General features: G+C 69.2%; 19 protein-coding genes, 1 tRNA gene and 9 pseudogenes. 9 read left to right on the forward strand and 20 right to left on the reverse strand.

The features are described from left to right. Positions 1–48 precede the first annotated feature (48 nt). From QQK29_RS03195 to QQK29_RS03205, 4 genes and pseudogenes are all read left to right on the forward strand, one after another. Complete coding sequence (locus QQK29_RS03195; RefSeq protein WP_284297736.1) at positions 49–2,187, forward strand: transglycosylase domain-containing protein; 2,139 nt, start codon at positions 49–51, stop codon at positions 2,185–2,187. Beyond that, positions 2,184–2,378 (forward strand): annotated as a pseudogene (locus tag QQK29_RS18400) (PASTA domain-containing protein); the annotation flags it as partial. The gene QQK29_RS03195 and the pseudogene QQK29_RS18400, both read left to right, overlap by 4 nt. Before the next feature lie 182 nt (positions 2,379–2,560). After that, positions 2,561–2,635: pseudogene (locus QQK29_RS18405) on the forward strand (hypothetical protein); the annotation flags it as partial. Further along, a pseudogene (locus QQK29_RS03205) lies at positions 2,626–3,596 on the forward strand (metallophosphoesterase). The pseudogenes QQK29_RS18405 and QQK29_RS03205, both read left to right, overlap by 10 nt. A 51-nt stretch (positions 3,597–3,647) precedes the next feature. On the opposite strand, the gene QQK29_RS03210 reads toward QQK29_RS03205, so the two are convergent. The 8 genes and pseudogenes from QQK29_RS03210 to QQK29_RS03245 all read right to left on the reverse strand — a co-directional run bounded on the left by QQK29_RS03210 (position 3,648) and on the right by QQK29_RS03245 (position 11,307). Further along, positions 3,648–3,724 (reverse strand) — tRNA-Pro (locus QQK29_RS03210). A gap of 50 nt (positions 3,725–3,774) precedes the next feature. Continuing rightward, positions 3,775–4,440, reverse strand: a complete 666-nt coding sequence (locus QQK29_RS03215; RefSeq protein WP_284297740.1) for a thymidine kinase — start codon at positions 4,438–4,440, stop codon at positions 3,775–3,777. Further along, positions 4,440–5,294, reverse strand: coding sequence for a response regulator transcription factor (locus QQK29_RS03220; protein WP_348533908.1), 855 nt, complete (start codon positions 5,292–5,294; stop codon positions 4,440–4,442). Before QQK29_RS03220 ends, QQK29_RS03215 begins: the two co-directional genes overlap by 1 nt. A 93-nt stretch (positions 5,295–5,387) precedes the next feature. Beyond that, positions 5,388–6,815: pseudogene (locus tag QQK29_RS03225) on the reverse strand (Rv2578c family radical SAM protein); the annotation flags it as partial. A gap of 31 nt (positions 6,816–6,846) precedes the next feature. Beyond that, a complete protein-coding gene (locus QQK29_RS03230) occupies positions 6,847–7,509 on the reverse strand; it encodes a M23 family metallopeptidase (RefSeq protein WP_284297742.1) in 663 nt (220 codons plus the stop codon). Positions 7,510–7,523: 14 nt separating this feature from the next. Further along, the gene (locus tag QQK29_RS03235; RefSeq protein ID WP_284297744.1) at positions 7,524–9,122 is read right to left on the reverse strand and encodes an ABC-F family ATP-binding cassette domain-containing protein; all 1,599 of its coding nucleotides are present in this window, start codon (positions 9,120–9,122) and stop codon (positions 7,524–7,526) included. A 244-nt stretch (positions 9,123–9,366) separates the two neighbouring features. Continuing rightward, positions 9,367–10,843, reverse strand: a pseudogene (gene mqo, locus QQK29_RS03240) (malate dehydrogenase (quinone)). 38 nt (positions 10,844–10,881) lie between these two features. Next, a complete protein-coding gene (locus QQK29_RS03245; protein ID WP_284297746.1) occupies positions 10,882–11,307 on the reverse strand; it encodes a hypothetical protein in 426 nt (141 codons plus the stop codon). Positions 11,308–11,361: 54 nt separating this feature from the next. Here QQK29_RS03245 and QQK29_RS18410 point away from each other — a divergent pair. Further along, positions 11,362–11,550: pseudogene (locus QQK29_RS18410) on the forward strand (MerR family transcriptional regulator); the annotation flags it as partial. 248 nt (positions 11,551–11,798) lie between these two features. Next, complete coding sequence (locus QQK29_RS03250; protein WP_284297748.1) at positions 11,799–11,960, forward strand: hypothetical protein; 162 nt, start codon at positions 11,799–11,801, stop codon at positions 11,958–11,960. A gap of 55 nt (positions 11,961–12,015) precedes the next feature. Here the strand turns inward: QQK29_RS03250 and QQK29_RS03255 are convergent. The 10 genes and pseudogenes from QQK29_RS03255 to QQK29_RS18415 form a co-directional block, all read right to left on the reverse strand. Continuing rightward, positions 12,016–13,085: pseudogene (locus QQK29_RS03255) on the reverse strand (aspartate-semialdehyde dehydrogenase). A gap of 96 nt (positions 13,086–13,181) precedes the next feature. Further along, the gene (locus QQK29_RS03260; RefSeq protein ID WP_284297750.1) at positions 13,182–13,379 is read right to left on the reverse strand and encodes a hypothetical protein; all 198 of its coding nucleotides are present in this window, start codon (positions 13,377–13,379) and stop codon (positions 13,182–13,184) included. Then, positions 13,370–13,567, reverse strand: a complete 198-nt coding sequence (locus tag QQK29_RS03265; protein ID WP_284297752.1) for a hypothetical protein — start codon at positions 13,565–13,567, stop codon at positions 13,370–13,372. Before QQK29_RS03265 ends, QQK29_RS03260 begins: the two co-directional genes overlap by 10 nt. Further along, positions 13,564–13,941, reverse strand: a complete 378-nt coding sequence (locus QQK29_RS03270) for a hypothetical protein (RefSeq protein WP_284297755.1) — start codon at positions 13,939–13,941, stop codon at positions 13,564–13,566. Before QQK29_RS03270 ends, QQK29_RS03265 begins: the two co-directional genes overlap by 4 nt. Next, positions 13,938–15,557, reverse strand: coding sequence for an exo-alpha-sialidase (locus tag QQK29_RS03275; protein ID WP_284297757.1), 1,620 nt, complete (start codon positions 15,555–15,557; stop codon positions 13,938–13,940). The genes QQK29_RS03270 and QQK29_RS03275 overlap by 4 nt, the downstream gene beginning before the upstream one ends. A 49-nt stretch (positions 15,558–15,606) precedes the next feature. After that, positions 15,607–16,182: a hypothetical protein gene (locus tag QQK29_RS03280; protein ID WP_284297759.1), complete on the reverse strand. Its 576-nt coding sequence runs from the start codon at positions 16,180–16,182 to the stop codon at positions 15,607–15,609. After that, positions 16,170–16,646: a hypothetical protein gene (locus QQK29_RS03285; protein ID WP_284297761.1), complete on the reverse strand. Its 477-nt coding sequence runs from the start codon at positions 16,644–16,646 to the stop codon at positions 16,170–16,172. Before QQK29_RS03285 ends, QQK29_RS03280 begins: the two co-directional genes overlap by 13 nt. Further along, positions 16,640–17,713: a glycoside hydrolase family 43 protein gene (locus QQK29_RS03290; RefSeq protein ID WP_284297763.1), complete on the reverse strand. Its 1,074-nt coding sequence runs from the start codon at positions 17,711–17,713 to the stop codon at positions 16,640–16,642. Before QQK29_RS03290 ends, QQK29_RS03285 begins: the two co-directional genes overlap by 7 nt. After that, entirely contained in the window at positions 17,710–18,558 is an 849-nt protein-coding gene (locus QQK29_RS03295; protein ID WP_284297765.1) for a carbohydrate ABC transporter permease, read from the reverse strand. The genes QQK29_RS03290 and QQK29_RS03295 overlap by 4 nt, the downstream gene beginning before the upstream one ends. A gap of 223 nt (positions 18,559–18,781) precedes the next feature. Beyond that, positions 18,782–19,222 (reverse strand): annotated as a pseudogene (locus QQK29_RS18415) (carbohydrate ABC transporter permease); the annotation flags it as partial. On the opposite strand from QQK29_RS18415, the gene QQK29_RS03305 reads away from it, so the two are divergent. Next, positions 19,163–19,369 carry a hypothetical protein gene (locus QQK29_RS03305; RefSeq protein WP_284297769.1) on the forward strand — a complete coding sequence of 69 codons (207 nt, stop codon included), beginning with the start codon at positions 19,163–19,165 and terminating at the stop codon, positions 19,367–19,369. The pseudogene QQK29_RS18415 and the gene QQK29_RS03305 overlap by 60 nt on opposite strands. Positions 19,370–19,540: 171 nt before the next feature. Here QQK29_RS03305 and QQK29_RS03310 read toward each other — a convergent pair whose 3' ends face one another. Continuing rightward, complete coding sequence (locus QQK29_RS03310; protein ID WP_284297771.1) at positions 19,541–20,422, reverse strand: extracellular solute-binding protein; 882 nt, start codon at positions 20,420–20,422, stop codon at positions 19,541–19,543. Between the two features lie 26 nt (positions 20,423–20,448). Then, positions 20,449–20,880: pseudogene (locus tag QQK29_RS03315) on the reverse strand (ABC transporter substrate-binding protein); the annotation flags it as partial. Positions 20,881–21,018: 138 nt separating this feature from the next. On the opposite strand from QQK29_RS03315, the gene QQK29_RS03320 reads away from it, so the two are divergent. Next, positions 21,019–22,056 (forward strand): LacI family DNA-binding transcriptional regulator, encoded by a 1,038-nt coding sequence (locus QQK29_RS03320; RefSeq protein ID WP_284297773.1) that lies wholly within the window; start codon positions 21,019–21,021, stop codon positions 22,054–22,056. A gap of 22 nt (positions 22,057–22,078) precedes the next feature. Next, the gene (locus QQK29_RS03325) at positions 22,079–23,929 is read left to right on the forward strand and encodes a glycoside hydrolase family 2 protein (protein ID WP_284297775.1); all 1,851 of its coding nucleotides are present in this window, start codon (positions 22,079–22,081) and stop codon (positions 23,927–23,929) included. The last annotated feature ends 37 nt before the right edge of the window (positions 23,930–23,966 follow it).

A 23,966-nucleotide genomic window follows, 5' to 3' on the forward strand; every position in this document is an offset into this window, starting at 1 on the left:
GGGCTTCCGTTCAGCTATCGGGGAGCAGTCTTCCCGTACCCTGACCCTATGCCCGCTCAAGGAACCTCGGCTAGAAGTCTGCTCGGCGCAGGCGCCGGACTCATCGGCTTCAGCGCCATCGCCGGCCTCCTGGTGACCGTCATGGTGGCTCCCGCGATCGCCGTCACCGGCATGACGGCCAACAACTCCATCGGCGTCTTCCAGGAACTTCCGGACTTCATCGAGATCTCTGCGCAGCACCAGCGCAACACCTTCGTCGCCTACGCACCCGACGGCACCGAGGTGACGATCGCCAACTACTACGACCAGAACCGCGAGGAGGTCTCGCTCGACGCGATCGACGACGACCTCAAATGGGCCGCGATCGACGGTGAGGACCGCCGCTTCGAGGAGCACGGCGGCGTGGATGTGCCCTCGCTGATCCGCGCGGCACTCGGCCAGGCGACCGGCTCGAGCTCCTCGGGTGCGTCCACCCTCACGATGCAGCTCGTGCGCAACATCCTCGTGCTGAAGGCGGTCAACAACACCGAACTCAGCGAAGACGAGTACAAGGCGGCGATCGAGGCCGCGACCTACCCCGACCTGAACCGCAAGCTCAAGGAGATGAAGCTCGCGATCAGCCTCGAGAAGCGCTACACGAAGGACCAGATCCTCGAGGCGTACCTCAACATCGTGCTGATGGGCCAGACCACCTACGGCGTCGAGGCGGGCGCACAGCGTTACTTCGGCACCACGGCAGCGGATGTCACCCCCGCGCAGGCCGCGAGCCTCATCGCGATCGTGCAGAACCCGAGCAAGAACGGCCTGTACACCGCCGACAACTTCGAGGCCAACAAGAAGCGCCGCGACGTGATCCTGGGGTGGATGCACACCCAGGGGCACCTCGACAAGGCCGCCTACGAGGAGGCGCTCGCAACCCCGATCGACGAGACCACCGTGAGCCAGAACGCGCCGCGCAGCGGATGCGCGTCGGCCCCGGTCGAGTACCGCTTCCCCTGCGACTACGCCCTCAAGTCGATTCTCAACGGCGAGGTCGACTCCCTCGGCGCGACGAAGGAGCAGCAGCTCCAGCGCTGGCGCCAGGGCGGCCTCAAGGTCGTGCTCACGATCAACCCGTCGCTGCAGAGCTACGCGACGGGAGTCGTGAGCGAGATCGCGCCCGCCAACGAGACGCGTATGCAACTCGGCTCGGCGGTCTCGAGTGTCGAGGTCGGCACCGGCCGGATCCTCATCATGGCGCAGAACAAGACCTTCGACGACACCGGCGCAGGTGATCCGCTCACCACCACCGCCGTCAACTTCAACGGCGACATCCGGCACGGTGGATCCAAGGGCTTCCAGCCCGGATCGACCTACAAGCCGTACGTGCTGATCGCGTTCTTGACGGCCGGGCATGGACTGAACGAGACCTTCAACGCGAGCATCCGCTCGACGCCCATGGCGAAGTTCCAGGACAGCTGCAACGGTCCCTACGGCGGCCCCGACTACACCTACCGCAACGACTCTGGTGAGAGCGGCCTCTACAACGCCGTGCGTGGTACGGCGTACTCGGTGAACTCTGTGTTCGTGCAGATGGCCACCGAAGTCGATCTGTGTGACATCACCAAGCTAGCCACCTCGATCGGAGTGCACCGGGCGGATGGAGAGGCAGACGGTTCCGATCTGCTCTCGGGCCCGCCCGCGTGTGTGCTCGGCGGGTGTGACAACAACATCGCCCCTCTCACCCAGGCAAACGCCTATGCGGCCATCGCCAACCAGGGCACCTACTGCAAGCCCATCATCATCGACAAGTTCATTGCGGATGACGGCAGCGAGATCCCGGGTCAAGATGCGCAGTGCAGCCCCTCGCTCGTGACACCTTCCGTCGCCAACACCGCCGCGTACGCGATGGAGGCCGTCGTGAACGGTGGCACCGCGAGCCGGTCGAACCCGCGCGACGGCACCCCTACCTCGGCAAGACCGGTACCACGAACGACGCGATCCACACCTGGATGGTCGGCTCGTCGACCCGAGTCTCGACAGCGGTCTGGGCCGGGAACATCGACGGCAAGCAGAGCATGCGCAAGATTCGCGTCAACGGCAACTTCGGTGGCGACCTGCGTCACATCATCTTCAGGCCGATCGCCCAGGCAATCGACGGGCAGTACCCCGGCGGCGCGTTCCCGGGTCCCGACCCGGCGCTCATGAAGGGCGTGCAGGTGTTCGTGCCCGACGGTCTCATCGGCACGACACCGGAGGTCGCCAAGGCGGCCATCGAGCAGGCGCAGCTCTCCTACGAGGACGGCGGCCAGATGGATTCCGACCTTCCCGTCGGCACCGTCGTCGCGACCGACCCGGCAGGCGGCTCGCAGGTGTCGAAGGGCAGCATCGTGCGCGTCTACACGAGCAACGGGCAGGCCACCGCCGTGCCGGATGTCGTGGGGCCGAACCAGAACTTCAACGACGCGAAGAACCAGCTGCAGTCGGCCGGCTTCACCAACGTCACGCAGACGTGTGAGGAGTTCGACCCGACGCCACCGGTGAACCACTCCCCGGCACGCTCAACAACGTCGTCGCACAGAACCCCGCCGCGGGTTCCGTCGTCAACAAGAACAACCAGGTGACGTTGACCGTACGGAAGAACAGCTGCCCGTGACGAACGCGGGACGCGCGGTCGCCGGCGCGCTGGGCGTGACGGCGGCCGCGGGCCTCGCCACGCTCGCGTGGGGCGTGGTCGTGGAGCGCAACCGCTTCACGGTGCGCCACGAGACCCTTGCGGTGCTCGAACCGGATGCGCGGCCCATCACGATCCTGCACCTCAGCGACATGCATATGGCGCCGTGGCAGCGGATGAAGCAGGACTTCATCCGCTCGCTCGCGGTCTACGAACCCGACCTGGTGATCGACACCGGCGACAACCTGGGTCACATGGACGGCCTCGAGGGCGTGCGCCGCGCGCTCGAGCCGTTCGCCGGCGCGGCGGGCGTGTTCGCGCACGGATCGAACGACCACTTCGGCCCGATGTTCAAGAACCCCTTCGGCTACTTCCTGAAGTCGTCGGGGCGCGTCGCCAAGCGGGAGGCGGATCTCGACACGGCCGCCCTCAACAGCTTCCTCCACGACGAGCTGGGCTGGCTCGACCTCAACAACCGCGTGCACGCGGTCGAGATCAAGGGCACCCGCATCGAGTTCATGGGCACGCGCGACGCGCACCGCGGCTGGGATCGCCTCGGCGAGCTGCCGGGCGCTGTCGAGGAGATGCGCGAGAACGTCGAGTGGTCGAGCGATGAGCCGCGCCAGGTGCTCACGATCGGCGTCACCCACGCCCCCTACCGTCGCGTGCTCGACGCTTTCGTGAGCCAGGGGCCGACCTCATCTTCGCCGGCCACACCCACGGCGGCCAGGTCCGCATCCCCGGTCGCCCCGCCCTCGTGGCGAACTGCGACATCCCGCACGCGCAGGCGCAGGGTCTGTCGGTGTGGCGGGCGGGCGCCCGCAGCGCCTTCCTCGAGGTGTCGGCGGGTCTCGGCACGTCGATCTACGCGCCGGTGCGCTTCGCGTGCCCGCCGGAGGCGATCGTCATGACCCTCACACCGGTGCCACTCTCGGCTGGCTGAAGAACTGCTCGGCACATGAGAAAGGGCCGCCCGAAGGCGGCCCTTTCTCATTGGTCGGGGTAACAGGATTTGAACCTGCGGCCTCGTCGTCCCGAACGACGCGCGCTACCAAGCTGCGCCATACCCCGGTGCTGCCAACGGCAACCTGTCAAGGATACCCGATCCTGACAGCGCCCGATCACGTGAAGTCGGCGTCCGGCTCGTCGCCGTAGCTGAACTCCAACTTGGGGCGCCATCCGCGGTTCAGCACGCCGCCCGATTCCTCGAGATAGCACGCGCCGCACAGCGACTCGTAGGTCACCTCGGTTCCGTCGATCGCCACCTGATCGCCGTCGAACACGAAGCGGTCACCGATGCGACGGCCGTTGAACACCGCCTTGCGCCCGCAGCGGCAGATCGTCTTGAGCTCTTCGAGCGAGTGCGCGATCTCGAGCAGGCGCCGGCTTCCGGGGAACGCGACCGTCTGGAAGTCGGTGCGGATGCCGTAGGCGAGCACGGGGATGTCCTGCTGGATCGCGATGCGCAGCAGATCGTCGACCTGCTGCTCGGACAGGAACTGCGCCTCGTCGAGCAGGAGGCAACTGATGTCGCGGCCCCGCTCCTGCACGGCGCGTGCGCGTTCCGCGAGGAAGCGGTCGAGCAGATCCTCCGCGGGCGCGATCGTGAAGTCGACCTGCCGCACCACGCCGAGCCGCGAGACGATCGCGTTGTCGCCCTTCGAGTCGATCGCGGGCTTGGCGAGCAGCACCTCGTGCCCGCGTTCTTCGTAGTTGTAGGCCGCCTGCAGAAGCGCCGTGCTCTTGCCGGAGTTCATCGCTCCGTAGCGGAAGTACAGCTTCGCCACTACTCGAGGTATCCGTCCTCCGCCGCCCGGCGGATCAGTTCTGCCTTCTTGCCCGCCGGCCGCCCCACCTTCGCGTACTTCTCCCGAACCCGACGCAGGTAGGTCTTGGCCGTCTCGTATTGCACGTTCATGCGCTCGGCGACGGCGCTCGTGCTGTAGCCGGAGACGTACAGCTTGAACGCCTCCTCCTCGCCCGGGCTGAGCTTGGGTTTGAGGTGCTGCAGTGGAGCAGCGGATGCGGCGACGCGCGGGGTTCCGGCCTCGTCGCCCGCCTCGATGCCCATGACGCGCCGAGCGGCCGCCATCACGGCCGTCATCGACAGTGACTTGGACAGGAAGTCACTCGCCCCCGCCGCGAGCGCGCGCTCGCGCGCCTCGCGTGTATCGAGGCTCGAGAGCACGATGACTTTGGCGCCGGCCGCACGGCAGGTGCGCACGCGCGCCTCGATCGAGATCGCCTCCTTCAACTGGAAGTCGATGAAGACCAGGTCGGTGGGAAAGGCCGGGCTCTGCACGAGCTGCAGCCAGTTGGCGGCGCCGAGCACGACGTCGAAGTCGGGCGCATTGCGCTCGATCCAGGTGGTGAGGGTGTCGAGCAGCACCTCGTGGTCGTCGAGAATGGCCAGCCGCACGACCGCACCCCCGGTATCACCGCGCACCGGTGCCACGCTGAGGGTCGGGTTCATGACGTCGAGCCTACCGCCGAGAGCGCTCTCCGAACGCGGGAGGAGGTGCTGAATCCTGCACGTGTTGCCGTCAGAAAAGGGTCGGCTGCAGCGCCGCCGCCGCGGCCGGGCTGAGCTCGGCGGCGAGCGCACCGCTCCCCGCGCCGACGGGCGTGGCCGCGCTCCCATGGAACCGGTCGCCGGGTCGACATTCGGGCGTTCCAGACCGTAGCGGCGAAGCAGCGGTCGGATGCGGGCGGCGAGTTGTCGACGGTACTCCTTGGGGGCGTACGCCCCCGCCCCGTAGAGGGCCCGATACCGCGGAACGAGCTCCGGATGCTCGCGCGCGAGCCAGGCCGCGAACCACTCCTTCGCCCCCGGCCGGAGGTGCAGGGCGCTGTAAGCGACCCCGGTGGCCCCCGCATCCGCGATGCTCGCGAGCGCGCGCTCGAGGTGCTCACGCGAGTCGGTGAGGAAGGGCAGCACGGGCATGAGGAACACCGAGCACGGCAGCCCCGCCTCGCGCACGGCACGCACGGTCGCAAGGCGCGCTGCCGTGCTCGGCGCACCCGGTTCGATCGAGTGCTGCAGCTCGTCGTCGAAGACCGCGATCGACATGGCCGTCTCGACCGGCACCCGCTCGGCCGCGGCCTGCAGCAGGGGGATGTCACGGCGTAGCAGCGTGCCCTTGGTCAGGATGCTGAACGGCGTCTCGGATGCGGCGAGCGCGGCGATGATGCCCGGCATGAGCCGGTAGCGCCCCTCCGCGCGCTGATACGGGTCGGTGTTGGTACCGAGCGCAACGTTCGGGCGCTCCCAGCTCGGCCGCGCGAGCTCGCGCTCGAGCACCTCGACGAGGTTGACCTTGACGATGATCTGGGTGTCGAAGTCGCGCCCGGCGTCGAGATCGAGGTAGGTGTGGGTATTGCGGGCGAAGCAGTTGTGACTGATGACGCCGTTGGCGATGAAATCGCCCGTTCCGGTCGCGATGTCGATGAGGTCGAGGTCCGCTCCGAGATCCACGATGCTCACGACGGTGAGATCGCTCGAGGTCTTCACGGATTTTCCATCCATATTCAGCTTGCGCGTGATCGCCGGCTGAACGACGCCGTTCAGGTATCTCCGGCGATAATCCGGTCCTCGCGAGACGGGAATGGCTCCTCGCCCCATCCCGAACCCCATCAGTCGGTTGTTGCCGGTGAGATACGGGCGTTGGTCAGGCCGCGCCGCCGGTTCCACGTACTTCCACCCGCGCTCCGTCAGGAATCGATGATCTCCGCTCGCGGTGAGCACCGTCCCGTCGGCAAGCTCGATCCGGAAGGCGCGCTTCCGCGTGGCCCATTTCGCCTCGACCGTCGTACGCACGTATCGGCGATACCGTCCGCGAGACTCCGTTCCGTAGATCTCGTCCCCCACCTGCACGTCGCTGAGCAGCTTCTCGCATCCATCCGCCATCAAGATCATGGTGTCGGGCGCCAGGCAGAAGACACACTGGTGGCTGCAGCCGCGGTAGGGGTTGATCGTCCAGCCGAACGGGAGCGACTTCGCGGCGCCGGGCACGTGGTTGAGCGCCGACTTGGCGAGCACCTCGTGGAAGGTCAGCCCGGCGAACTCGGGCGTCTGAACCGAGCGCACCAGGTTGTTGAGACGCGCGAGGCCGGGCAGCGCGTCCTCTGCCTCGACCCCCAGTTCCTGCCCGCTCCACCGCATCCAGGTATTCGAACATGCGTTCGATTCTCTGTCAAGCGGGTTCGACGAGCGAGCCCTCACCGGGCACCGCGAGGTGTCGCTCGACCCACGTTCCGTCTCTCGCGCGCTCGCGGAACCGGCGGAACACGAACGGCAGACCACGCGCGGATGCCATGTCGACACGGTCGGCCGCCTGCAGATGCACGTGGGGTTCCGTGGAGTTGCCCGAGTTGCCGCACTCCGCGACGGGTGCCCCGGCCTCCACGCGGTCTCCGGGCTGCACGCGGATGCTGCCCCGACGCAGATGCACGAGCGCGACGCACCTGCCATCGGGCCGGCCGATGATGAGGTGATTCCCCGCGATAGCGACGACCCCCGCCCGCACGCGCGCCGCCTGGCCCAGCGCATACGGCAGCAGCGTGAACGGCGAGCGACGCGCCTCGTGATCGGGCTCGCCGTCATGCACCACGAGCACCTCCCCCGCGATGGGCGCGAGCAGCATCCGTCCGAATCCGACGAAGCGCTCGGGCGGCTCCGAGGCGACGAGCGCTCGCAGCGACGGCGCGGCCGAGCGGCCGCGATCGTCGACTCCGACGAGATCGATGGCGTAGCGGGTGCCGAAGAGCTCCGTGCCGTGGCTCGGCACTCGACGCGCCGGGCTGTTCTGCACGAGCCACCGCCCGGGGCCCGGCAGCTCCACCACGATCGCGTCCACCTCTCGATGCTGGCTCATGCCGCGACCAACGAGAGCTCGGGCCCCTCCCAGCGGCGGCGCAGCCAGCGGTCGTGGCTCGCCACGACGACCGCCCCCGGGTACGCGCCGAGCGCCTCCTCGAGCTCGGTCGCGAGTGACAGCGAGAGGTGGTTCGTGGGCTCGTCGAGCAGGAACACGTGCGGTGGCCGCGCCACGATGAGCGCGAGCGCCGTGCGCCGCTGCTGCCCGATCGAGAGGCGGCCCACCGGGCGATCGAGGTCGCGCTCCGCGAGCAGGCCCAGGCCCGCGAGGGGCAGCTCGGCCGCGCGTCGTTCGCCGAGAGCCCGATCATAGAGCTCACGCGGGGTGCACGACGGGTCGCTCCACCGCACGTCCTGCTCGAGCGCCGCGATCCGCAGGCCCTTTCTGCGATGCACCCGTCCGGCATCGGGAGCGATGCGCCCGGCGAGCACGCCGAGCAACGTCGACTTGCCCGCACCGTTCGGTCCCGTCACCAGCAGCCGCGCATCCGGAGCCAGTTCGAGGCCATCGAGCGCAAGGCGCCCCTCGACCCGCGCGTCCTCGAGCGTCACGAGCGGCTCGTCGCCGTCGAGCACATGCGAGCCGGCCGGAATTCCGACGAAGCTCAGCGAGGGCGGCGGCTCGCCGACGCGCGAGTCGCGCAGTTCGTCGAGACGCACGGAGGCGTTCCGGATGCGACGCGCCACCTGACGCTCGCGGCCCTGGCCCTTGAGATACCACCCGAACTTCTCGTTGTCGGGTCGGGAACGGGTCAGCCGCATCGAGCTCGCGGTCGTGGTCACGACAACCTCGAGCCGAGCCTCCTCGTCCCGCTCCTCCGCGAACCGCGCCTCCCAGCGCGCCCGCTCGGCCTCCTTCGCCGCGAGGTAGTCGCTGTAGCCACCGCCGTAGCGTGTGACGCCCTCGGATGCCGCGGGGTCGATGTCGACGAGCCCGGTCGCCACCTCGTCGAGGAACGCGCGGTCGTGGCTCGCGAACAGCACGGGCCCGCCCCACTGGCGGAGGCGGGTCGCGAGGAACGCGACGGCCGCGTCATCGAGATGGTTGGTCGGCTCGTCGAGCAGCAGGGCATCGGGTCGCGCGAGCAGCAGCGCCGCGAGTGCGACGCGACTGCGCTGACCACCCGAGACCTCGGCGACCGGGCGATCGAGGCTCAGGTGACCGACGCCGAGGCCGTCGAGCACCTCGTCGCGACGCGCATCGAGGGTCCACAGCTCGGCCGCCTCGGCCCGCGCGAGCAGTGTCGCGTACCGATCGGCAGCATCCGGGTCCTCGCCCGCGAGCGCCTCCCCCGCCGCCTCGAGCTCGCGTTCGAGGCGCCGCAGTTCGCCCAGCTCGTTCTCGATGATCGCGGCGAGCGGCGCATCCGGGTCGGCGCGCACCTCCTGGCGCAGCAGCGAGGTGGCCTCGGGGCGCTCGACGCGTCCGGCATCCGGTTCGAGCTCGCCGGCGAGGATGCCGAGCAGGGTCGACTTGCCTGCGCCGTTCTCACCGAGGAGGCCGATGCGGTGGCCTGGGCCGATGCTCAGCGAGAGGTCGGCGAACACGCGGCGGTCGCCGAAGGAGATGCCGATGGCGTCGGCACGCAGCATGGAGGAAGGGGTATAGGGGTATCGCAAGGTGGGTGATCCGATCCGCTCGACCCTCGGATGCGAGGGGAGACGAGCCCCGCCGGGCGTCGGCCACGGGCGCGGGGATGGTCGGAGTCACAACTTCACGAGAGACGAACCTAGGCGGCTCGGCGCGATGTGTCAAACGCTGCAGCGCCTCACGGGAAGCGCCAAGGATGCCTGCCGCGTCGCGTGAAGCGCTACAGCGTTTGGCCCGACGACAGCGTCAGACCGCGAGGCCCAGCGTCTTCGCGGTGTCCTTCAGCTCCTTGGTGGCGACCTTCGGCTTCTCGGAGAGGGTCGTCCCGTAGGAGGGGATCATGCGCTTCAGCTGCGGCTCCCACGCCGACAGCTGCTGCGGGAAGCATGTCGCGAGCACGTCGAGCATGATCGGCACGGCCGTCGAGGCGCCCGGGGATGCCCCGAGCAGACCCGCGATCGTGCCATCGCCCCCGCGACCACCTCGGTGCCGAACTGGATCACGGCCTTGCCATCCGCGCCGCGCTTCATGATCTGCACGCGCTGGCCCGCGGTGATCCGGTGCCAGTCGTGCAGCTTCGCGTTCGGCGCGAACTGCTGCAGCACGGCGTGCTGCTTCCTGCGGGATGCGAGCACCTCGGTCACGAGGTACCAGACGAGGTCGAGGTTCTTGAGGCCTGCGCCGATCATGGTGCCGAGGTTGTGCCAGCGGATCGAGGCGAACAGGTCGAACCACGACCCGGTCTTGAGGAACTTGGGGTGAAGCCCGCGTAGGGCCCGAACAGCAGGCTCGCCTGACCGTCGACGACGCGCGTGTCGAGGTGCGGCACCGACATGGGCGGCGCACCCACCGAGGCCTTGCCGTACACCTTGCCGTGGTGTTGCGCGACGAGCTCGGGGTTGTCGGTGCGCAGGAACTGACCGCTGATGGGGAACCCGCCGTAGCCACGGATCTCACGGATGCCCGACTTCTGCAGCAGGTGCAGCGCCGCCCCGCCGGCTCCGACGAACACGAAGCGCGCCGTGAGCTCGAACGGGGTGTTGCCCACCACGTGACGTCCGCTGATCCGCCAGGTGCCATCCTTCAGGCGCTTGAGTCCCGTGACGCGACGCTCCACGAGCACCTTCGCGCCGTGCTCCACGAGGCCGTCGATGAGGTTGCGGGTGAGCGATCCGAAGTCGACATCCGATCCGCCCACGATGCGCGTGGCCGCGATCGGCTGGCTCTTCTTACGGCCCGGCAGCAGCAGCGGTGCCCACTCGCGGATGACGCGCGGGTCTTCCGTGTACTCCAGCCCCGGGAAGAGCGGGTGGCCTGTGAGCGCCTCGTAGCGGCGGCGCAGGTAGCCCACGTTGTTCTCGCCCCACACGAAGCTCAGGTGCGGCACGGGGTTGATGAACTTCGCAGGTTCGGGCAGCAGCCCCTCCGACACGAGGTACGACCAGTACTGCCGCGACACCTGGAACTGCTCGTTGACCTGCACGGCCTTCGAGATGTCGATCTGCCCGTTCTTCTCGGGCGTGTAGTTCAGCTCGCACAGGGCGGAGTGGCCGGTGCCCGCGTTGTTCCACGGGTTCGAGCTCTCCTGTGCGACATCGGGCAGGGCTTCCAGGAGGGTGATCGACCAGCTCGGCTCGAGCTGTTGCAGCAGCGAACCGAGGGTGGCGCTCATCACTCCGCCGCCGATGAGGACGACGTCGACGGGTTCAGACACGCCCTCCATCTTATGTCGGGCGCTGCGAGCCGCTTGGGACCGAGGTCCTAGAGAAGCTGCGCGACCCCGCCCACGATGAGCCCGATGCCCGCGGCGGCGAGGCCGACGGTCAGCGAGCCGGCGCCCACCCACAGCAGCACGAACGCCCGGCCTGGGCGCTCCGGATCCCGCCCGAGCACCGAGAGGAAGAACCCGGCAGGCATGAGCAGCGCCGCCACCGGGATGCCGAAGCGGCCCACGAGGTCGAGGGCGAGCGGCAGGGTGACGGTGTCGAGCAGCGGGATGACGGCGACGCTCAGCACGAGCAGCACCGCGGCGTGAGCGTGGCCGGCGCGGAAGAAGTTCTTCTGCAGGGTGTTGGCGGGAAAGGCGCCCCGCGCCACCCGCGTGAGGAACCAGCCCCCGGTCTCCACCGTGATGAGGCTCAGCAGCAGGGCTCCCAGCAGGATCGTGGTCCATGGTTGGATTGTCATGGTATCCAATATTAGATACTGTCGCTATCTAATGCAAGGGGTTGCCCGATGCTGATGTCCGAGCTGTCCGCGCGCACGGGCGCCCCCGTGCCGACGATCAAGTTCTACCTGCGCGAGGGGCTCCTGCATCCGGGGGTCGCCCTCTCGCAGACCCGCTCGGACTACGACGCGAGCCATGTGCGACGCATCGGCGTCATCCGTGCCCTCACCGAGACGGTCGGCCTGAGCGTGCAGCAGGCGCGCGGCGTACTCGCCGTGATCGACGACCCCGGGCCCTCGCTCTACGACGCCTTCGGCGCCGCGCTCGCGCAGCTGCCGCCCACGGTTCCGGAAGCCGAGGATTATCCGCGAGCCCGTGCCGTCATCGAGCGGCTCGGCTGGGCCTACGAGCCCCGCCACGTCGCGGTGCGCCAACTCGAGCAGGCGCTCGCCGCTGTCGAGGCGATGGGCATCCCCCTCGATGACGAGCGACTCGCCGCCTACGCGCCCCCGTGCGCGCGATCGCCGAGTACGACATCGCGCACGTGCCACAGGACCCGGACGCCGCGATCGAATACGCCGTGCTCGGTACCGCCGGGCACGAACCCGTGCTCGCGGCACTCCGACGCCTGGCGCACCAGGACCTCGCGCGCGGGCGCGCACGCGCGCGCTGAACGGCTCCTCGACCGGCGGATGTGCGGCGGCGCGGACGGAGCCGGCCGACCAGGCTCAGGCCAAGGCGGCGGTGAGCTTCGCGGCGGCGAGCTCGGCGAGCTGCACCGCGTTGAGCGCCGCACCCTTGCGCAGGTTGTCGTTCGAGATGAACAGGGCGATGCCCTTGCCGTCGGGCACCGACTGGTCCTGGCGGATGCGGCCCACGAAGCTGGGATCCTGTCCCGCCGCCTCGAGAGGGTTCGGGATGTCGGCGAGCTGCACCCCGGGAGCCTCGGCGAGCAACTCGCGCGCCCGCTCGGCGGTGATGCCGTTCGCGAAGGTCGCGTTGATCGAGAGCGAGTGGCCGGTGAACACCGGGACGCGCACGCACGTGCCCGAGACCAGCAGGCCCGGCAGCTCGAGGATCTTGCGCGACTCGTTGCGCAGCTTCTTCTCCTCGTCGGTCTCGTCGAGGCCGTCGTCGACGATCGAGCCCGCGACGGGCACGACGTTGAAGGCGATGTTGCGGGGGAACTTCGCGGGTGCGGGCAGCTCGACCGCGCCTCCGTCGGTCACGAGACCCATCGCATCCTGGGCCACCGCGGCCTCCGCCTGCGCGAGCAGCTCCTCGCCGCCGGCGAGGCCGCGCCCGACACCGCCTGGTAGGTCGACACCACGAGTCGTTCGAGGCCGGCCTCGGCATCGAGCACCTTGAGCACCGGCATGGCGGCCATCGTGGTGCAGTTGGGGTTCGCGACGATGCCCTTCTTGGCCTCGTCCATGGCGTGCGGGTTGACCTCGGAGACCACGAGCGGCACCTCCGGGTCCATCCGCCAGGCGCTCGAGTTGTCGATCACGAGCACGCCCGCGGCCGCGAAGCGCGGGGCCTGCACCTTCGACATCGTGGCGCCCGCCGAGAAGATGGCGACGTCGAGCCCGGTGGGGTCGGCCGTGGCGGCATCCTCGACGACGATGTCCTCGCCACGGAACGGCAGCGTCGTGCCGGCGCTGCGCTCGGATGCGAAGAAGCGGATGTCGGAGATCGGGAAGTCGCGCTCCACGAGGAGGCGACGCACGACAGCGCCGACCTGACCGGTGGCGCCGACGACGCCGAGACGAATGCCCTGGTTGCTCACCTGGCCCATGGTACCGGGGAGCGGATGTGGTTACCGGCCCGCGGGCGGTCACCGACCGCGGGAGCGGCGGGAGGACCGGGGAGCCGGCCCGCCCGCCGCAGGAAGTCACCCCTTGCTGACGCCGAACTCGCGGAAGTCGGCTGCCGCGATCATCGTGCGCACGCCTGCGGCGCCGGTCGAGGTACAGCCGGCGTCGGTCACGCCCACGCGCACCTGATCCCAGGACGTGGTGCGCTGCGCCGTCGCGGTGATCGAGCATCCGACGACGCGGAGCGTCACGTGGTACCAGGCGTTCAGTTGCACGCCCCCGGCACCACGTCGTCGGCGAGCGGTGTCCAGCTGCCGTCCGCCTTGCCGAGCGAGAGCCGGCTCGTCGATCCGTCGACGCCCGCGAAGTAGCCCGTGTAGGCGTCGGGGCCGACACCCGGCGAGCTCGTGCGCGCGAGCACCCCCGCGTTGCCGCTCGGGGCTGTGAGGCTCGTGAGCTTCACGTCGCTCGAGACCGTGTAGGCGTCACCCGAGGAGGAGAGAGCAGCTTGGGCCCGTCGGTGCCGCCCGCCGACTGGCGCTCGATGCCGCCCGTGGTCGACCAGGTGCCGCCGTAGGCCGCCCAGCCGGTGCTGGCACCCGATGCCCAGGCGTCGCTGTAGGCGGCCGCGGTGGAACTGCCCGCCGCGGTCACCTGCACGTTGCGGAACGACGCCGAGGTGAGGTGGGTGCGCAGACCCGCCTGACCGGAGGCGAGGCATCCGCTGTCGGTTGCGGTCGCGGTGGTCGTCGCCGTGCCCGCGTCGGTCTTCAGGATCGCGGTGATGGTGCAGCCGACGATCGACGCCTTCAGGTGGTACCAGGTGCCGGTCGTCACGCCCCCGAGACGGTCTGTAGCGCGAGCGAGGCCCAGTTGTTGTTCTGGCGCCCGATGAAGAGCGTGCCGTTCGTCTCGACGCCGACGTAGTAGCCGGCGTGGCTGTCGGCGCCCACCGCGGGTGCCCGCGTGCGCAGCAGCACGCCGGCCTGGCCCGTCGTGTCGAGCCGGAGGTCGGTGTCGATCGTCACGTCGGTCCAGCCGGTCGAGCCGACGAGCGACTTCGGCCCGGCGGTGGCGCCGCTCTGCGAGTAGACGCCTCCGCTCACCGCCCAGCTGCCGCCGTAGGTCGACCAGCCCATGTCGTTGCCGGAGTCGAAGGGCGCGTAGAGCGGCAGGGTGCCGATCGGGCCGATGCCGAAGCGCACGTCGCAGCGCGTGTTGGAGCCGGAGACGAAGCGCGGCGTGACCATCATGATCGCCGAGCCGGATGCCGTGGGCACGATGCTCGGGCTGTAATTGGCGCAGTGCTTGCCGGGGCCGTTGTTGTAGTCGCCGGTCGGGTCGATCGTGAGCGGCGCCGAGACGGCCTCCCACGCTCCGACGCCGAGGTTGGTGTTGACGAACACCACGCGACCCGTCTCGGGACGCACGACCGTCGTGGGCCCGTCCGAGCCGGTGACGACCCGCTGCCCCGACATCACGAGGGTGCCGTTCGGGCCGCCGCCCGGCATCCAGGCGAGGGCGGGGGTGTGCAGCAGCTGCCTGCCGTCCGCCGTCTGCACGAGGGTGCCGAGGTCGGTCGGCAGGCCCCACGAGGCGCCGTCCGGCGAGATCTTGAGGTACACCCGGCAGGTCTGGTCGGCGTTTCCGACCGAGTCGCGGCACAGCTCGTAGCCGAGCGCGTAGCTGCCGTTGGGCAGCTTGCGCACGATCGGCATGCCGGGGCGCGAGCTGCTGTCGCCGATGGCCACGACATCCACGGGGCTGCCCCAGGTGGCGCCGCCGTCGGAGGAGGTCACCATCACGAGCTTCTGGCTGTAGCCGGATGCGCGTAGCCGCTCGTCGGAGAAGTGGCAGGCGAGCTTGCCGTCGGCGTTGACGGTGATCTCCGGCTCCCAGAGGCCCGTGGACACGGTGTTCGGCGTGCCGGACTTGGTGACGCAGTTGCCGCGCTGGCTCCAGGTGGCGCCGTAGTCGGTGCTGATGAAGGTCTGCACCTCCTGGTAACCCCAGTTGGCGTTGTCCCAAGCGTTGCCGGCGGCGATGATCGTGCCCGCGGCGAGGCCGCCGGTGGCCTGCGGCAACTCGTACATCGAACCGAAGTAGATGCCCCAGCCCGGCGTCGGCGAGTAGAGCGTGCTGAGCACCGACCAGGTGCGTCCGCTGTCAGTGCTGCGCTTGATCACCGAGTGGGTGCGCACGCCCGTGTCGTTGATGCTGTACATCACGAGCAGATCGCCGCGGTGGGCGGGGTCGGCACTCGAGGCGAGACGGATGATGCGCGGGTAGTCGTTGTTCTCGACACCGGACGACGACGTCGGCGCCGCGACGACCGATCCGGGCGAGGCGGATGCGGCGGTCGGCGCGGCGAGGGTCGCGACGACCGTGAACGCCGCCGCAAGGGCGGCGATGCCGCGGAGTGGACGTCGCCGCCCCGCTGCTGACTTCTTCATGACTTGCGCTCCTTTTCTCATCGTCGAGACGGGCGATCGCCGTCTCGCGTCAGGGGTGCACGGTGTCGTTCGGGTCGACGTGCAGCTCGTGCACGTACAGCTCGGCGTCGACGGCTCGGATGCCGACGCGGCCGATCAGGTGGGGCAGGGTGTCGTCGTGGTCGATTGCGGGTGCGCCGTCGACCTCCACCGCGAGACGCGAGCCGGCCGCGCGCACCACGAGCCGGTGTCGGCCTCCCGGGTCGAGCGGCGCCGTGAGCGGATGCTCGGCGAGCACCCGCTCGTCGTAGCCGTGCCGGGCGAGTACGACGCGCTCGGCGTGCAGCTGCACCGAGTAGCCGAGCAGGAAGTGGATTCCGAGGCGCGTGTCGTCGCCCTCGCCACCCTCCGAGAGCTCGCTCGCCCGCAGCAGCAGGTCGCCGTGGCCGCCGGGTCGCGCCTCGACCGAGAGCTCGGCCGTGACCACGAGGTCGCCGAAGGAGCCCGCATCGACGGTGCGCTTCTCGAAACCGGATGCCGTGAGCGGCCCGAGCTGCAGCGCGCCGCCCCGGGCGGCGGCATCCGTCACGGTCACGAGCGTCAGCACGGGGTGACCCGCGCGCGCCTCGACGGTCAGGGTTCGCACGGCATCCGCTCCCCGCTCGCCGCGGTCGCCACCGGGAGGGCCAGGCGCACGACGCGGCCCGCCTCGGGCACGCGCACCGCGCGGGGTTCTGCGCCGTCGAGACCCAGCACGAGCTCGTCACCCGTCGTGAAGACACCGGTGAGGTGCACGACGGGCTCGAGGTCGCGCTGCAGGTGCAGGCGGTAGTCGAGGCGCGCCCCGGGTGCGAGAGCGACCGAGCGGTAGACGGCATCCGGCGTCTCGCGTACGAGTTCGGCGGCGCCGGGCGAGAGCGTCGCCCAGAAGCGGCCCGGAACCGGCACGACCGCTTCCCGGTCGGCATCCGCTTCCGTCGCGGCTGTCGCCGCGCAGTGCCCTATATTTACGTCGCCGAGCACCCGGATGCGGAACCCACCGGACGCATCGAGGGGCACCGCGAACTGGTCCCGTCCGTCGAGGGCGAGCCTCAGCTCGGCATCTACCACGACGACGCGCCAGCAGTGCAGTGCCTCGTGCGCGAACGTCGCGGGCAGGGCCGCACGGGCGAGCTCTGCCCAACACGAGGAGGCGATGACGGCCCCCGTCGCGCGATCCACCCGCACCGCGAGCGGCTCTCCCCGGCGGGCTCGAGCGCGATGCCGTAGCCGTCGGCGCCCGCCTCGGGCGTGAGGTTGAGCTCGGCCGTCACGAGCGCTCCGAAGACGGGCGACAACTGCCCCGTCCACACGGCATCCGGTGCCGGGGGGACCGGAGCGGAGGTCGACGGCCCGAGCACCTGGATCGTGCGGTCGTTCGCCACCTGGCGGTCGATGTCGAGGTCGCGCGAGGCATCGGCATTGAAGTTGTGGAAGACGATGTAGTTCGACACGAGGTCGGGGCCACACACGCTGCTCGAGTGGCCGAGCCCCGTCGTCGGGCCCTCCGTGCTCACCAGCACCGGGTTGAGCGGATCGCTGCGCCAGCCCCGCAGCGGATCGTCGCTGAAGGCCGCGTCGATGCGGTAGCCGCGGCTCAGGTAGTGGTTGCCGGTGAGCGTCATGACGTAGCCGTCGCCGCGGCGGGTCACGAAGGGACCCTCGGTCCAGCCGTTCATGTGCACGCCTGTCAGCACGGGCTCGCCGAACTCCGTGGGCGAAGCCATCTCGCAGCCCCAGATCCCCTCGTCACCGGCCCAGTAGAAGTACCAGCGGCCGTCGTCGTCGATGAGCACGTTGCCGTCGATCGCGTGCCCCACGTTGCCGGTGACCGCATGGAAGGGGCCGGTCGGCGCATCCGCGCGGAGCACGTAGTGGCCGTGGCCCGAGGGCGAGGTGTACATGAAGAACGCACCGTCGGCGTAGACGACCTCCGGGGCGAAGGGCACGAGGCCGGGAAACGCGTCGGGGGCGATCGTGGGCCCCTCCAGCGTCCACGACACGAGGTCGTCCGAGCTCCAGCACCGCACATCCGGGTTCGTCCCGTACAGGTAGTAACGCCCGTCATGCCGCAGCACGAAGGGGTCGGCGAAGTCGCCGTCGCGGGCGATGGGGTTGCGATAGAGCGGCACGGTCATCCCTTGATCCCGCTGAAGGCGAAGGAGTCGACGAAGTAGCGCTGCATGAGGGTGAACAGCAGGATCACCGGCAGCACGGCGATCACCGACGCCGTCATGATCATCGGGTAGTCCGTCTGGTCCTTGTAGTACGAGCTCATCGAGGCGATCACGAGCTGCACGGTGGAGTTCTCGGGCGAGTTGGTGAAGATGAGCGGCCCGATGTAGTCGTTCCAGGTGGCCATGAAGACGATGATCACGTTGGCCGCGATCGCCGGCTTGCACAGCGGAAGGAAGATGCTCCAGTAGATGCGCAGGTAGCCGGCGCCGTCGAGCTTGGCCGCCTCGAGCAGCTCGGAGGCGAGCCCGAGCATGTACTGGCGCAGGAAGAAGATCATCGTGACGTTGCCGAGCAGCCCCGGCACGATGAGCGGAAGCAGGGTGTCGATCCAGCCCAGCTGCACGAACACGAGGAACTGCGGGATGATCAGCACGACCATCGGGATCATGATCGTCGCGAGCAGGGCGACGAAGATCCTGTCCTTGTGCGGGAAGTCGAGCTTCGCGAAGGCGAACGCAGCCATCGTCGACGAGAAGGTGCCCACCGTCACGACGAGCACCGTCACGATGACGCTGTTGAGCAGTCCGACGGCGAGCGGGGCGACATCCCAGACCTCGAGATAGTTGGCCCAGTCGATCGGGTCGGGGATCCACTCGGGCGGGAAGGTGAAGACGAGCCGCGACTCCTTGAGCGAGGTCGTCACCATCCAGAGGAACGGCAGCACCATCGTGAGCGCACCGAGCAGCATGAGCGAGAACGCGATGACGGTTCCCGTGCGCCGCGCCGCGACATTGGTTCTGGTCATGGTCGTCACTCCCCCTCGTAGACCCAGCGCCGCGAGAGACGGAACTGCAGCAAGGTGAGCGCAAGCACGACGAGCGCGAAGAAGAAGGCGGCAGCCGAGGCGAGGCCCAGCTCACCGGAACCGAAGGCCTTCTGCCAGACGTAGTAGGTGATCGTCGCCGCGCTGTACTCGCGCCCCCGTCGGAGGTGAACAGCTGCACCTCGACGAAGGTCTGCAGCGAGCCGATCATGCCGACGACCGTGAGGAAGAAGATGCTCGGCGTGAGCAGCGGCAGGGTGATCTGGAAGAACATCCGCACAGGGGATGCCCCGTCGAGGCGGGCCGCCTCGTAGTAGACGTCGGGGATGTTCTTGAGCGCCGCGAGCATGTAGATCGAGGTGATGCCGATCATCTTCCAGATGATCATGATCACGATCGTGGGCTTGATCCATGCGGGGTCGCCCAGCCAGTCGGGCCCCTGGATGCCGACGGCACCGAGCGCCTGGTTCACGAGCCCGTACTGGTAGTTGAAGATCCACTTCCACAGCACGACGAGCGCTACGACAGACGACACATAGGGCAGTAGGAAGAGCACGCGGAAGAGCGTGCTGCCGGGGGTGCGGCGGTGACTGCCGAGCGCGAAGAGGATCCCGAAGAGCAGGTAGAAGGGGATTGGGATGAGCATGTAGAGCGTGTTGCCCGCCGCGATCCAGAAGTACTTGTCGGTGAGGAACTCGACGAAGTTGTCGAGCCCGACGAAGTCGCGGGTGTCGCGGATGGAGTTCCAGTCGGTGAACCCCGCGTACACGGCGATCCCGACCGGGATGAGTGAGAACAGGATCACCTGGAGGGTGATCGGGGTGACGAATGCGAGACCCCAGATCCGCTCGCGGCGGTTGAAGCGCCGCGTCGGTCGGGCGGTGGTCGTGGGCATCAGGGGCAACCTCCTGCAGGGGCGGGGTGCGCGACCTCTCGGCCGCCCACCCCGCCGGGTTCGGCGAGCCTACTTCTTCTGCTCGGCGATGCCCTTGTCGAGCAGGTCCTGCATCTCGCCCTGCACGGATGCCGCGTAGTCCGCCGCGGACTGCTCACCCGACTGCACGCTCGCGAGGTTCGAGTTGAAGAGCGTGAACCAGTCGCTGTTGAAGGTGTAGGTCTGCGTGGCACGCCGACCGTAGTCCTCGAGGATGCGGATGAACTCGGCCTTGTTGGCCGGCGGCTTGTCGGTCGTGAGCCACTCGTCCTTCGCCATGTCGATGAGGTTCGGGATCGCCTGCCCCTTCTCGATGTTGGTGCGCTGGGCGTCCTCGTTGAATGCGAGGAAGGCGGCGAGGTTGGACGCGGCCTCCTGATGCTTGCTGCCGTTCGCGACCGCGAAGCCGATGCCCCCGTACCAGATGGCCTCTTCGCCCGTCTTCGGGCTCACCGGCCAGGGCATGATGTCCCAGGTGAACTTCGCGTCGTTCCACAGGCTGCCCTGCGCCCAGGTGCCGACGCCCGTCATCGCGAGCTTGCCGCTCACGAAGCGGTCGTAGTCGCCCTGCGAGCTGAGCTCCTCGGGGCTCGGCGCGACACCCTCGACGAGGTTGAGGTCGGCGGTCCACTGGAGCGCCTCGGTGAACGCGGGATCGGTGACGGTCACCTCGGTGTGGTCGGCGTTGAGCCAATCGGCGCCGTTCGACCAGACCGCCGCCTCGAGCGAGTAGGGGCCCGAGCCGTAGACCTTGTCGGCACCCTCGCCGCTCGTGAGCTTCTTCGCGGCGGCGACGTACTCATCCCAGGTCCACGGCGCATCCGCTGTGGGAGCCGTGATGCCGGCCGCGTCGAACATGTCCTTGTTGTAGGCGAGGCCGAAGGCGCTGATGTCCTTGGGCAGGCCGTACACCGCTCCTCGCCCGGCGTCGTGCCGTCGTAGCGGTACATGTCGATCGCTTTCGCCCAGACGTTGTCGGCGTCGAACAGCTCGTTGTCGTCGACGAACGCGCTCAGGTCGGCGATGACCCCGGCATCCGCGAAGGGCATGACCTTCTCGGGCTGGAGGTAGAAGACATCCGGTGTCTTCTTGCTCGCGATCATCGTCTGGAGCTTGGTGGCGAAGTCGGCCGCCGGCACGGTGACGTAGTCGACCGTGACGTCGGGGTAGGCGTCCTCGTACTGGTCGATCATCGTCTTGAAGGTGGCGATCTCCTCGTCAGAGCCCCACCCCATGAAGGTGATGGTCTGCTTGCCGGAGTCGGCCGGTGCGCTCGTGCAGCCGCTCATGACGAGCGCGGCGGATGCGGCGATGGCGACTGCGGCAGCAATGCTGCGTTTGGTCATCTCTGTCTCCTCTGTGGCGGGCATCCCGGCTGTCGCTTCGGTGCGGAGCGAGCCGGTCGTCGTCGACCGGACGGGGGTGCTCGGTTGCGGTGGACGCTAATCTATAGCGCTGTAAATGTCAACGGAAATCCCCCGGCGCGTCGCGGACCCTAGGATGTGCGCATGGCGTCGGGGAGCAGATCGGCCGGGCGCGTCCGCCTCAAGGACGTGGCCGACCGCGCGGGCGTGTCGATGAAGACCGTCTCGAACGTCGTGCACGACTACGAGTTCGTCTCGCCGCAGATGCGCGAGCGCGTACAGGCCGCGATCGACGAGCTCGGCTACCGCCCGAACCTCACCGCCCGCCGCCTCGCTACCGGCAAGACGAGCATGATCGCGCTCGCCCTTCCCGTGGTCGACCAGCCCTACTACGCCGAGATCGCGCGCTACATCGGCGAGGAGGCCGAGCGGCGCGGCTACCGGATCATCGTCGAACAGACCCTCAACGGCGTCGAGGCGGAGCGCGCCGTCATCCGCGACCGCGAGGAGGGCCTCGTCGACGGCGTGATCTTCCATCCCGTGCGGATCGGAACGCTCGAGATCGCCCGCCTTCGGCCCGGAACGCCCATCGTGCTGCTCGGCGAGTCCGCACGCCCGCTGACCACCGACCACGTCATGATCGACAACACGCAGGCCGCCCGCGACGGGGTGGAGCTGCTGCTCGCCGAGAACCGGTCCCGGATCGCCTTCCTCGCGGATGTACGGGGCGACATCACGGAGTCGACCCACTTGCGTCTGCTCGGTTACCAGGAGGCGCTGCTGACGGCCGGCATCCAGCCCGATCCCGAGCTCGTGCTGCGCAGCGACGGGTTCACGATCGAGGACGGCGTGGCAGCGATCGCCGCCGCGATCGAGCGCGGGATCCACTTCGACGCCGTGCTCTCTCGTGACGACACCTTCGCGATGGCTGCACTGCGTGCCCTGCAGGCGGCCGGCCGCTCGGTGCCGGATGAGGTCTCGGTGCTCGGCTGGGACGACACGGTGCTCGCGCACTCCAGCACGCCGGCGCTCTCCGCGATCTCACCCGACAAGTTCGCGATCGCCACGACGGCGCTCGACCTGCTCGAGGATCGCATGAAGGGCTACGAGGGTACCGGGCGCCACCGGATCGCGCCGTACACGATCATCGAGCGCGGCACCACGGCGGCTTTACAGCGCTAAAGAATGCCCTATGCTTCCGGGCATGACGGAAGCCACGCCGATCCCGAGCATCCACGACGGTCACCACCCGCGCCCCCAGCTCGTGCGCTCGCGCTGGGCCGAGCTCTCGGGCCCCTGGCGGTTCGCCTTCGACGACGCCGACGAGGGGCTGGCGCGTGGCTGGCAGCACGACCCGGAGGCGATCACCGGCACGATCACGGTGCCGTTCCCGCCCGAGTCGGAGGCCTCCGGGGTGCACGACCCCGGCTACCACCGTGTGCTCTGGTACCGCCGCACCGTGACCGCCGACGAGATCGCGGCATCCGGCCACGCCGCCGGACGCCGGCTCGTGCTGCACTTCGGCGCCGTCGACTACCGCGCCGACGTGTGGGTCGACGGATCGCACCTCGCCCGCCACGAGGGCGGCCACACGCCGTTCTCGGTCGAGCTGCCCGGCGACGGCCCCTTCGAGCTCGTGGTGCGCGCCGAAGACGACCCGCACGACCTCGCCCAGCCGCGCGGCAAGCAGGACTGGGAGCTCGAGCCGCACGTCATCTGGTACGCCCGCACGAGCGGTATCTGGCAGCCGGTCTGGCTGGAGTCCGTGCCGCGGCAGCGCATCGAACGCCTCTCCTGGCGGCCGAGCGTCGCGGATGCCGAGGTCGCCGTCGGCATCGAGCTCGCAGCTCCGCCCGCGCCGGGCACGCGGGCGCGCATCCGGCTCTCCCTCCAGGGCGAGCTGCTCGCCGAGCACACCGCCCTGCTCACCCGCGCCGACGGGGTGGTGCGGGTCGCCGTCGACGCGCTACGCAACGGCCAGGCGCAGGACGACTACCTGTGGTCGCCCGAGCGGCCGACCCTCGTCGACGCGGAGGTCGAGCTGACGGCCCCCGGGCACGACCCGGACCGGGTGGCCTCGTACCTCGGCTTCCGCGAGGTCGGGGAGGCGGGCGGCCGGTTCCTGCTGAACGGGCACCCCTACGAGGTGCGCGGGGTGCTCTCGCAGGGCTACTGGCCCGCGTCCCACCTCGCGGCGCCGGATGCCGAGGCGCTGCGCGCCGAGGTCGAGCTCATCAAGGAGCTCGGCTTCACAACCGTGCGCGTGCATCAGAAGGTCGAGGATCCGCGCTTCCTGTCCTGGGCGGATCGCCTGGGGCTGCTCGTCTGGGAGGAGATGCCGAGCGCCTACGAGTTCACCGAGACATCCGTCGACCGTCTCACGCGCGAGTGGATGGAGGTCGTGCGACGCGACGCCTCGCATCCCTGCATCGTCGCCTGGGTGCCGCTCAACGAGAGCTGGGGCGTGCAGCACATCGCCGCGGACGCGCGGCAGCGCGAGCTCACGCGCACCCTCTATCACCTCACGAAGAGCCTCGATCCCACACGACTCGTGATCTCCAACGACGGCTGGGAGCACACCCGCTCCGACCTGTTCACGGTGCACGACTACGAGAACGACCCCGCGCGCCTGCTCGCCTCCTACGCGACGGAGGAGGACGCCCGGCGCACCCTGGAGGGCATCGCGCCCAACGGCCGCCGGATGCTCGTGGGCACGCCGGAGGAGACCCGGGAGACAGCCGCTCGGGCGGTGATTCTGAGCGAGTTCGGCGGTGTGAGCGTGCTACAGCAGGAGCCCGGATCGTGGGGCTACCGGGTGGTGTCGTCGAACGAGGAGCTGGAGCGGCACCTGACCGCCCTGTTCGCGGCGGTGCAGCGGAGCGAGGTCCTCGCCGGGTGGTGCTACACCCAGCTCACCGACACCCTGCAGGAGAGCAACGGCCTCACCGACGCACAGCGCGTGCCGAAGGTGCCGGCGGAGCGCATCCGGGCGATCGTGCGCGGCCTCTCCGGGCCGCGATCCGACGAGCCGGAGGGCAGCGGCCCCGCCGGATGATCGGGTAGGTCGATGACACCTTCGCCCGCTACTCTGA

The sequence above is a fragment of the Homoserinibacter gongjuensis genome (genome assembly GCF_030161875.1).
GTDB lineage: Bacteria > Actinomycetota > Actinomycetes > Actinomycetales > Microbacteriaceae > Homoserinibacter > Homoserinibacter gongjuensis.